The organism is Vibrio galatheae, from assembly GCF_000967545.1.
Taxonomy (GTDB): Bacteria; Pseudomonadota; Gammaproteobacteria; order Enterobacterales; family Vibrionaceae; genus Vibrio; species Vibrio galatheae.
In genome coordinates this window covers 38,044-48,292 of sequence record NZ_JXXV01000031.1, presented here as the reverse complement: position 1 = coordinate 48,292, position 10,249 = coordinate 38,044, and the positions used below count along the sequence as shown (strand labels likewise).

Here is a 10,249-nt window from a genome sequence, read left to right as displayed (position 1 = left end):
AGTCTCTCCTTCCGCACCATTTGGCTACGTAGCTCAGCTGGTTAGAGCACATCACTCATAATGATGGGGTCACAGGTTCGAATCCCGTCGTAGCCACCATATAATTCGATTAATAGCATTAAGCTAATAATCACGTAGTTTCAAGATGCGGAAGTGGCGGAATTGGTAGACGCACCAGATTTAGGTTCTGGCGCCGCAAGGTGTGAGAGTTCAAGTCTCTCCTTCCGCACCATCTCTTTTAAGTCTTTCTTTGGAAAGCACTGCAGGTCTATCGCCAAGCGGTAAGGCAGCGGCTTTTGATGCCGCCATTCCCTGGTTCGAATCCAGGTAGACCTGCCATATTGTTAGGTTCAGTGGATAACATCTTTTGATGCCTCGTCTATTGTCCCTGGTTCGAATCCAGGTAGACCTGCCATACAACTTCACACTGCTTTTACCAATTAGCATTGTGAATACAGATTATGTTGCGGAAGTGGCGGAATTGGTAGACGCACCAGATTTAGGTTCTGGCGCCGCAAGGTGTGAGAGTTCAAGTCTCTCCTTCCGCACCACTATTCAAAGAAAACCCAGCTTTTTAGCTGGGTTTTCTTTTATCTAGACCGCTCTCACAGTGACGTATTTAGCCCTATAATAGGATCTATATACAAGATTTGTGGTTACAAAAAACCCAGCCGTAGCTGGGTTTTTAATTAAGTCATGACTTTTGATTCCTAAAGATTAGCTCTTTAGCCTAAAAGCCCCAACGCTGAGTTGGGCGCTTGCTTTGCCTGTGCAAGAACTGAACTTGACGCTTGAGACAGGATCTGCGACTTAGTAAGCGCCGTCGTCTCTTTCGCGAAGTCTGTGTCTTTAATGCGGCTCTTAGATGCATTCACGTTTTCGTTAATGTTGTCTAAGTTATTGATAGCGTGGTTGAAGCGGTTTTGGAATGCACCCAGCTCCGCACGATGGCTATCAACAAATTTAAGCGCTGAGTCAACAATCGCTACCGCCTGCTGTGCACCGCCAACGTCTCTCACATCAATGGTGTCAACAGTCACTGCCTGAGCATCACCGATAGCAAGTTCGCCCGCTAAGCTGCCACTGAAAGCGGCTACGCCATCCACCTGATTATTGTCCGTGAATAACTGAAGCTTGCCGTCTTGGTCTACAGAAGCCGTTACTAAGTCTGTCTGACCATTAATGTAGGTAGCGAGCTCTTCGATATCATCACCTGTTTTCGCATTGATGGTAACTGTTTGCTCCTGGCCAAATTTATCAGTGAGCGCAATGGTCAGATCATTCGCGCCATCTTGTACAGCCCAATCTTTACCTTGACCATTGGCAGCAACATAGCTATTACCACCCATCATTGAGTTATCGCTACGCATATTGTTCATGGTTAGCATTACCGCTTCACCATTATCAGCACCGATCTGGAATGACTTAGTATCAAACGTGCCGTTAAGTAGCTTGTTACCACCAAATGAAGTGGTTTCTGCGATACGGTTTAGTTCGTCATTTAGAGCAGTGATCTCTTCTTGAATCGCAACACGCTCAGACTTAGAGTTAGAACCGTTGGCAGATTGAAGGGATAGATCACGCATACGTTGCAGAATGTTAGTCGTTTCGTTCATTGCACCTTCAGCAGTCTGTGCCATCGAAATACCATCATTTGCGTTACGTACTGCTACATCTAAACCACGGCTTTGTACGTTCAAGCGATTCGAGATTTGCAAACCCGCTGCATCATCTTTCGCGCTGTTGATCTTAAAGCCGGAGGATAGTCTTTCCATCGACGTTTGTTGGGCTGTTGTCGCACTGTTTAAATAACGCTGTGCTGTCATTGCCGAAACGTTTGTATTTACGTTAACCGCCATAGTGGTTTCTCCTATTGATTTTCGTACACCGGAGGTAAAGGTTTCCGACGTCTCGGCAAACCAATTAGTTCTCTCAAAGTAACCTTATTAGCGACGTAAAATTGATTAACTTTAGAGCAAATTGGAGATTAAATTCAAAAAGACAATGGAAATAGACAGATATTGATCGATACGACAGAGTTGACATGAATAGCTAAAGATTTGCTGATTTTGGTCGATAAAGCGCGCTGTTTAGACGTTTGCAAACAAACACAGCTATCACTGATACCAATCGGGATAAGTAGGTGCTCAGATAATTGCGCAGAAAAAATCCTTTAGATCGAGGCATAGATTGCAGCTAGCTATTTGACTTACCTACAAAATCTATAACGATTTTAACCAGCAAGAATGGCCAAGTATTTATTCTGAACGGCATTACATGTTGGGCGCGAAATTTAGATAAAGAAAAGCCCCTTTTCCTTTGAGAGAACCGGGGCTATTTGGTAGCCAATGCCTGTACGGAGATCGAGAGAAATGATCACAACCAGGCTACCGCGCTACATAAATGATTCCAGTGATGGAGCAGGTGTGAGAGAGAGCCCCAAAACCTTATCATTTATGTTTGCCGTCAAAACCGCACTGACCCTACGTCTAGGTTTATGTCAGTGAAGCGTTTGACTACTACTGCAATAGTGACATTGCAGAGTTTGGCAACTGTTTCGCTTGAGCAAGTATTGAAGTACCTGCTTGTTGCAGAATTTGTGCTTTCGTCATCGCTGTTGTCTCTTTCGCGAAATCAGTATCACGAATACGACTGTTCGATGCTTCAACGTTTTCTTGGATGTTAGCTAAGTTATTGATACTGTGGCTTAAACGGTTTTGTTTTGCACCAAGGTCAGCACGTTGTGAATCAACGTATTTCAGCGCAGCGTCAATGATACCTACCGCATTTTGTGCACCACCAACCGAGCGTACATCGATATTTTGCACTGTTGTTTGCACGCCAGGGCCACCGTTCAACCCAAGTTCACCAGCAAGGCCACCAGAAATATTCAGATTGCCTTCTAAGTTAGGTTCCGCGGCAAAAATTTGCAGCCTACCGTCTTGATCGACCGACGCTTTTAGTTTGTCAGTTTGACCATTGATGTAAGTGGCTAACTCTTCGATATCATCGCCTTCTTTAGCAATCACATCTAACGTTATCGCTTCGCCATCTTTGGTCGTGAACTCAAACTTCAAATCTTTGGCATTCGCAGGAACACCCCAATCTTTGTTCTTCGCCTGTTCAAGGTCAGAAATAAAGGTTTGGCCCCCCATACGAGGCTCATCCGCTCGAACACTGGTTAAACCCATGATGATCGCTTCACCTGAGCTCGCACCGATTTGGAAAGACGCTTCGCCAAACGAACCGTTAAGTAGCTTACGACCACCGAATGATGTGGTTTCAGCTATACGGTTTAATTCATCTTGAAGTGCCGCAACTTCTTCGTGCAGTGCTTGACGCTCTGACGTTGAGTTAGTGCCGTTCGCAGACTGCAAGGACAAGTCGCGGATACGTTGAAGAATCGACGTTGACTCATTCATCGCACCTTCGGCAGTTTGAGCGATAGAGATACCATCGTTTGCGTTACGCATTGCAACGTCAAGACCACGAGACTGAGCCGTTAATCGGTTCGAGATCTGCAAGCCCGCGGCATCATCTTTCGCACTGTTTATCTTTTGGCCTGACGATAAACGTTCCATGGAGGTGTTAAGTTCTCCAGTGGCCTTGTTCAAATAACGCTGAGCGGTCATCGCCGACACGTTAGTATTTACTGTAATGGTCATACTCTGCTCTCCTATTGAGTTCGCAAGTGCTTGCGAAGCGGCCAGCTTTGTCTCATTTGGAAGCACTGACCGTAATGACTTGCTAAGTAGCTCTATCGACTACTTAAAACGAATTTGTTTAACTCTGCACTAACCTAATTCAAGTTGTGTGCCAATTTTAAAACAGTTACCAAATAAATTAATTTCATCATATTTATTAGCAACTTATATAGTAAGTTTGTTTTTTGCTCATTTTGAGCAATTTACCTTCACGTACACCGGCAACCGCTTTGCCGCTCTTTTGCCACTCGATTGCCACTACTTATCAGAGATTGCTATCTCATCGGCAATATCTATCTCGCACTTATGGCATGGCACATAAGGCAGTGAGATTAGATATAGTTGAACAAAGTAAGATCTTTGGTTTTGCCAAATGCTTGCTGAGATGCCTGAAGCGCGCGTGAGTTTTCATTAAATTCAATGATCGCTTCTGCGTAATCTAGATCTTCAAAATTACTCTTGGATTTCGCCAACGTCATTTTGAAATCGTCATGCTGCTCTTCTTGAATATCCAGCGTATTTAAACGAGCACCAACATCGGTGCGAGCTTTGTTTAAATGAATAAATGCCGCATGAAATTCTTGGGTAATCTGATGTAACTGCGCGGTATTTGACACGTCAGAGACCGAACCCTTAGACAGTTCCATCGCATCTCTAAATGTTTCAAAAATGCTGTAAGTGCGCTTAGGTTCAAGGGTGATTTCATCCCCTTTATTGATTTGCCCTTTGACCTGAATTGACACGCCCTCATATTTGATGCCGACTGCGGGATCAAAGACATCGGCTTGCACTACAGAACCTTCACGCTCAAGTTGATAACCGTATTTACCTTCCGGCATATCAACAAAAGTCACTTTGTAAGTCGAGTCGTCATCGGGATCAATATTGATGGCTCTCTCAAGCAACAATTCTGATGCGTCCTGAAGGTTATAGTTAGGTTCAAAATCACCAAATGGGTTATCTATCTCCATGAACAATTTACTGCCAGGATCGTTAATCGGCATCTCTAAACTGTTCGAAATCTTCATTTTGCGTTGGTAATCATCACCGGCGTATACCACATCGCCATTTCTATCACGGAAAAATGGCTGGTTCTTCGGCTTAGTCCCCGCAAAGATGTAGTTCCCTGACTCGTCTTGAACATTAACCAGGTTCAAGAAATTACTTGCGAGTTCCTGAATTTCACGACTTTTTGCCTCACGGTCTTCGGGAGACAAAGCACCGTTAATCATCTCCATGACGGTACGCTTTGCTTCGTCTGTGAACGACTCTGCGTTAGAGATAATCACTTCATGGTGTTCTAGGCGGTTGCGTGAAAGCGTAATGGCATCAGTAAACTGGCGAAGCTGCTCTTTTTGCTGACCAATGTTTTGGATGTAGTGAGTGGCTAGTGGATCGTCACTCGCGCGCATCAGCTTTTTACCCGAAGCCAATTGAGCCTGGTTATGATGTACTTTCGCTTCAGAACGACGTAAATCATTCTGTACCGATTGATAATTATGGAAGCTAGAAATACGATTCATCATTTACGCCTCCTTATCTCAACGCAAGAATGGTGTTAAAGGTGTCATTCGCAGCCTGCATAATGCGAGATGAAGCCATATACGCTTGTTGAAACTTCATCATATTGGCGGCTTCTTCATCCAAGTTCACCCCGGCAATCGAAGCAACGCGTTCTTGTGCGGCTTCTTTCTCTAGACGTGAAACATCGGTGAGACGAGACGCCGTTGACATTTGCAGACCGACGTTGGTGTTGAGGTTGTGGTAAATATCGAGAACGGTCGACTCACCATCATTGAGCTTTTTATCGGTCTGGATATTTTGCATTTTCAGCAAGTTGCCGTTATCGCCTTCCGAGGGGACAAGGTTTGCCGTAAATTTATCATTCGCTAAAGCGCCATCGGTTAACTCAAACGAAGTCCCTTGCACGGTAACTAACCCTGACGGCGGATACGCTTGTGGCTCGAGCAGGATTTTGCCTTTGGTATCGGTAACGGCAAACTGAAGACCATCAGGAGAAATAATCACCTCAAACTCACGCAGGTCACCCGCTTTCTCGATATTGAACTTGGCACTCCCCTGTGCGAACGTAGTAGACGCCTCATAACTCTGTGCTGCAATGTCACTAGGATCGTTGGTCGCCATACGCATCTGAGCCGCGCCACTGCGAGTTGGTCGAATTAAAACGCGCTCTCCTGACTCGAGATCATTACGAATATCAATACGAATGCCATCTAAGGAAATCGAGTCATCGACAACAGGGACGATAAATTGTTCGCCTGACGGACGAGTAACATAATAATCACCGTCAACGTTCTGCAGTGAGTATTGCCCACCAACTAGCTGACTAGTGTCTTCAATGAACACGGCGAGATCTGCTTCTGAATTCGATGAGGTCACCACACGCGACTTGGCAACCACTTCCGAGTTCACATCGGTAAAAATCAAACCACCGATATTGCCTCTAAGATCTAAACCTTGAGATTGGAGCTTATTCACTTCAAAAGAAAAAGAGGTGGCAAGCTTGCCGAGCTCATCCATGATTTGCGGAATTTTCTCGTCGCGCATCGTCAGCATCGCGCCGATTTTGCCATCAATATCTTTGGTAGTGATCGCTTTAATGCCCTTACCTTCGATCATCGCCAAACGGCGTTGATGAACGTCTGGGTAGCCATCAATCATCTTCAGTTCACTCGCCTCAGTTCCTGAAACCAGTGTGTGACCATTACCGATGTGAATATTAAAGCCTTCGGCATTTTTTCGTGGCGTCACCGTAACCTTGGTGTACTCCGACAGTTCCGCCACTAATTTTTCATGGGTATCCATCAAATCGTTATGCGGCCCAGGAGTACGCATCATCAAGCGGTGCAAGTCACGAATCTCTAGAGCAAGTTGGTTCACTCGTTCAATACCCAAATCAAGTTTCTTGTTAGTCACATCAGACTGACGACGTACTGTTTCATGGAAGTCGTTGAGGTTTTGCGTGATCAAATTCGCTTTTTCAAGCACAACTTTGCGCGCCCCGACATCATTAGGACTGTCAGCAAGTGATTTAACTCCATCAAACCACTCGTTAAGATTTTCTGGTATTTTCTTGGATGCCACTGACGAAAGCATATTGGACAACATTTCCAAATTCGCCTCATCATCGACTTTATGCGCATAGCTGGTGGTGGAAACATTCAACTCGTTAACGGCAAACTGATCCCAAGAGCGGCGAACTTTTTCCACATGTACGCCCATACCATAGGTTTCCCCACCAAACTGGCGTGGCATATTTGTGCCTTGTATCACCGACTGACGGCTATAACCCTCTGTATTAACGTTAGAGATGTTATGACCGGTGGTGTTTAGTTGTCTCTGAGCTGTGAGAACGCTTTGCGAACCAAGATTCAGAAGATCAGACGACATATTGCCCCCAAGAAACCTTTAAAAATCAGTGTTACCTGAACATCTAAGTTAGGAATTGCAATATGTATGCCAATCGTGATTTTGGAAAGAATTTGATGCTAAGAAGAAAGCAAGACGAACTATTTTCCGTCTTACTTAGAAAAAGAAGCCGGTGAACTAGAGGGAAGTCGACAATCGATGAAGTCGTGCTATTCACTGGCTATAGATTGAAAAATTCACCGTTGCTTTAACATTCAAAAACTCACCCGGAGGTGAGTTTGTTTACATTTCATCAATTCGAGCTTTAACACTCAAAACCTTATCGGCATAGCTTGGGTCGGTCGCGTATCCCGCTTGGTGAATCCCTCGAATAAATTCTTCGTTGTTGCCACCGTGACGCAACGCCATGGTGTAGCGAGGATTCTCATTGAGGAAACGAACGTAATCGTTAAAGCTTTCTTCATAGTTTGAGTATGAACGGAATGCGGCATTCTCTTTAACGGGGACACCTTGGTGATACTCCAAGGTCTGAGTGGACACTTTGTTTCCCGCCCAGCTTCTATCCGCTTTGATATTGAATAGGTTATTACTGCTGCCGCGAGCGTTGTTCACCACCTTTTGCCCCCAGCCCGTTTCAAGCGCGGCTTGTGCGAGGAGTAACGAGGAATCAATACCTAACGCTCGTGCCGCTTTCTCGGCATAGGGTTTCATTGAAGTAACAAAAGTTTCAGGCGATTCAAAACGTGCAGGTTGTGTTTCAGTCGGCTTAGTGACGGTCGTCGAATCCGCGCGTTCATGACGAATACGATCAATTTTTTCCATCATGGTTTCAAAGTCATCATTGCGCGCTTTAGCACTTTGATTTTCCACGCCGCCAGTCGACAATTGTGCAACTATCATGTCGGCAAGACCTAACGATCCTGATGAGCTCAGTTCACTAGACATTTGCTCATCCATCATCTGGCGATAAAATTGCTGATTCTGGCTGTCCATCAGTCCCGACTCAAACGTTGCATTGGCATCGCGCATTGACTTAAATAGCATCGAAGTGAAGATCGCTTCAAACTGCTTAGCTGCTGCGGTTAGCGCCGCTTTTTCACTGCCTTCGTCGCCTTCAACTGCCTGCTTACGCAGTTTATCTAAGCCAGCTAGGTCGTGAATAAAACCAATGTCATTACCGTTGTTAATCATACTCGACTCCTTAGATAACGATCAGTTGGCCTTCAATTGCGCCAGCTTGTTTCAGCGCTTGTAAAATTGCCATCAAATCAGAAGGTGCAGCGCCGACTTCGTTCACAGCTCGAACAAGATCATCTAAGGTTAGACCCGGCTCAAATTTAAACATTTTGCCTTGTTCTTCGGTAATCTCAATGTCGGAATCAGGCACAACAACGGTTTCTCCGCCACTAAATGCATTGGGTTGGCTGACATTTAGACTCTCTTTAATTGCCACTGTCATACCACCATGCGTCACTGCGGCAGGTTTTAGTCTCACATGCTTGCCAACTACAATAGTTCCGGTGCGGGAGTTGACGATGATTTTTGCCGAACCTTCTGCTGGGTCAAACTCAATATTTTCGATAGCCGATAAAAATGCCACACGCTGAGTAATATCACGTGGCGCACGCACTTTAACGGAAGCGGCGTCAACCGCAGACGCCATTTGTGGGCCGAGGAAGTTGTTGACCGCATCAGCCATACGTTGGGCAGTGGTAAAATCGGATTCTAACAAGTTGAATGTGATGTAATCTCCACGGCTAAACGGGGTAGGAATTTCACGCTCAACCATAGCGCCACTTGAGATCATACCGGCAGTTGGGTTGTTACCGACAATTTTTGAACCATCGGCCCCTGTCGCACTAAAGCCGCTGACGACAAGGTTACCTTGTGCGACGGCATAAATTTGCCCATCGAGACCTTTCAGCATAGTTTGCATTAGGGTACCGCCACGTAGGCTTTTTGCAGAACCGATAGAAGAAACCGTCACATCAATGGTTTGACCTTGCTTTGAAAACGCAGGTAATTCAGCGGTAACAATCACAGCGGCAACGTTTTTACTCTTTGGCTTGGTACCCGGTGGCATTTGGATACCAAAATTTTGCAACATGGCATTAAAGCTCTGGTCGGTAAAAGGGGTCGATTCTCCTGTGCCCGGCAAACCTGTGACCAAACCGTAACCCACTAATTGGTTGCTACGTACCCCAGCAACCTGAGAAACGTCTTTGATACGTGCTGCCTGTGCTGATGCTGCCATCAACATCATACTGGTTAAAAGGAGAAACAACTTTTTCATGACCATACCCTTGTTCTAATCTTTATGCCCACTTTATGCGCTGCCAAAAAAGCGGCATCAGATGGATTTACAAAGAGACATTAAAGAATCGTGCCAAGAATCCAGGTTCTTGCATATCTTGGTTTGTTCCAGTGCCTGAATATTGAATTCTGGCGTTTGAAATACGATTAGAAGCAATCGTATTATCGTAATCAATATCGTCTGGGCGAATCGTACCACTGAGGCGAATATACTCATCACCCGTGTTCAACGTTAGCCATTTTTCGCCACGAATCACAAGGTTACCATTAGCCAACACTTCAATCACTTCGACCGTAATCGAACCTGATATGCTGTTACTTTGATTCGCTTCCGCACTACCGCTAAAGCTGTTGTCGTTGCTGAGATTGTAAGAGAAGTTGTAGTCTCCGACATTCAGTTGCTGACCACCGACTTCTAACGGATCCATAGAAGCATCATTATTTTTTGATAAGTCCGCATCTGAGCTTTTCGCTGCCTTGGTACTTTCATCAAGTGTGACGGTAATAATGTCACCAATTCCGTGTGGCTTTGAGTCATCATATAGGCTACTAGCACTGGCGCTATTGAATAGTGAACCTGTTTCCGCCGCATAATGCTCTGGCTTATGTTTAGGGTGAATAGGTGCCCAAGCCGGATCGCCTGCCACCGGGTCACTACGACCACGTAGTGTATCAATAATGCCGCTTTCGTCTTGATCGGCTTTATCCCCCTCAACAGCATCAACCGTGGTTGTGCCTTGAGTAATATCTGGCGTTTCAATCGGCGGCTCTAACATTGAACAGCCAGACATGGCAGCGACGGTAAGCAATGCAATTATTCGTTTCATTATGTTATCTCCAAC

General features: G+C 45.3%; 7 protein-coding genes and 4 tRNA genes. 4 read left to right on the top strand and 7 right to left on the bottom strand.

The genetic code is table 11. From position 1 onward, the window contains the following. Window positions 1-22: 22 nt before the first annotated feature. The 4 genes from TW81_RS17035 (at window position 23) to TW81_RS17020 (ending at window position 551) form a co-directional block, all read left to right on the top strand. Window positions 23-99, top strand: a tRNA-Met gene (locus TW81_RS17035). Between the two features lie 48 nt (window positions 100-147). Continuing rightward, window positions 148-232: transfer RNA gene (locus TW81_RS17030), tRNA-Leu, on the top strand. A gap of 32 nt (window positions 233-264) precedes the next feature. After that, window positions 265-339, top strand: a tRNA-Gln gene (locus TW81_RS17025). A gap of 127 nt (window positions 340-466) precedes the next feature. Beyond that, window positions 467-551: transfer RNA gene (locus TW81_RS17020), tRNA-Leu, on the top strand. Between the two features lie 174 nt (window positions 552-725). Here TW81_RS17020 and TW81_RS17015 read toward each other — a convergent pair. The 7 genes from TW81_RS17015 to flgH all read right to left on the bottom strand — a co-directional run bounded on the left by TW81_RS17015 (window position 726) and on the right by flgH (window position 10,234). Continuing rightward, entirely contained in the window at window positions 726-1,859 is a 1,134-nt protein-coding gene (locus TW81_RS17015; protein WP_045956941.1) for a flagellin, read from the bottom strand. 660 nt (window positions 1,860-2,519) lie between these two features. Beyond that, window positions 2,520-3,665, bottom strand: coding sequence for a flagellin (locus TW81_RS17010; protein ID WP_045956940.1), 1,146 nt, complete (start codon window positions 3,663-3,665; stop codon window positions 2,520-2,522). A 371-nt stretch (window positions 3,666-4,036) separates the two neighbouring features. Next, window positions 4,037-5,230 carry a flagellar hook-associated protein FlgL gene (gene flgL / locus TW81_RS17005; protein WP_045956939.1) on the bottom strand — a complete coding sequence of 398 codons (1,194 nt, stop codon included), beginning with the start codon at window positions 5,228-5,230 and terminating at the stop codon, window positions 4,037-4,039. Window positions 5,231-5,240: 10 nt separating this feature from the next. Beyond that, window positions 5,241-7,115 (bottom strand): flagellar hook-associated protein FlgK, encoded by a 1,875-nt coding sequence (flgK, locus tag TW81_RS17000; protein WP_045956938.1) that lies wholly within the window; start codon window positions 7,113-7,115, stop codon window positions 5,241-5,243. 261 nt (window positions 7,116-7,376) lie between these two features. Then, a complete protein-coding gene (gene flgJ / locus TW81_RS16995) occupies window positions 7,377-8,285 on the bottom strand; it encodes a flagellar assembly peptidoglycan hydrolase FlgJ (protein ID WP_045956937.1) in 909 nt (302 codons plus the stop codon). 10 nt (window positions 8,286-8,295) lie between these two features. Then, window positions 8,296-9,387, bottom strand: coding sequence for a flagellar basal body P-ring protein FlgI (locus TW81_RS16990; protein WP_045956942.1), 1,092 nt, complete (start codon window positions 9,385-9,387; stop codon window positions 8,296-8,298). 67 nt (window positions 9,388-9,454) lie between these two features. Further along, entirely contained in the window at window positions 9,455-10,234 is a 780-nt protein-coding gene (gene flgH, locus TW81_RS16985) for a flagellar basal body L-ring protein FlgH (RefSeq protein WP_045956936.1), read from the bottom strand. Between the last annotated feature and the right edge of the window lie 15 nt (window positions 10,235-10,249).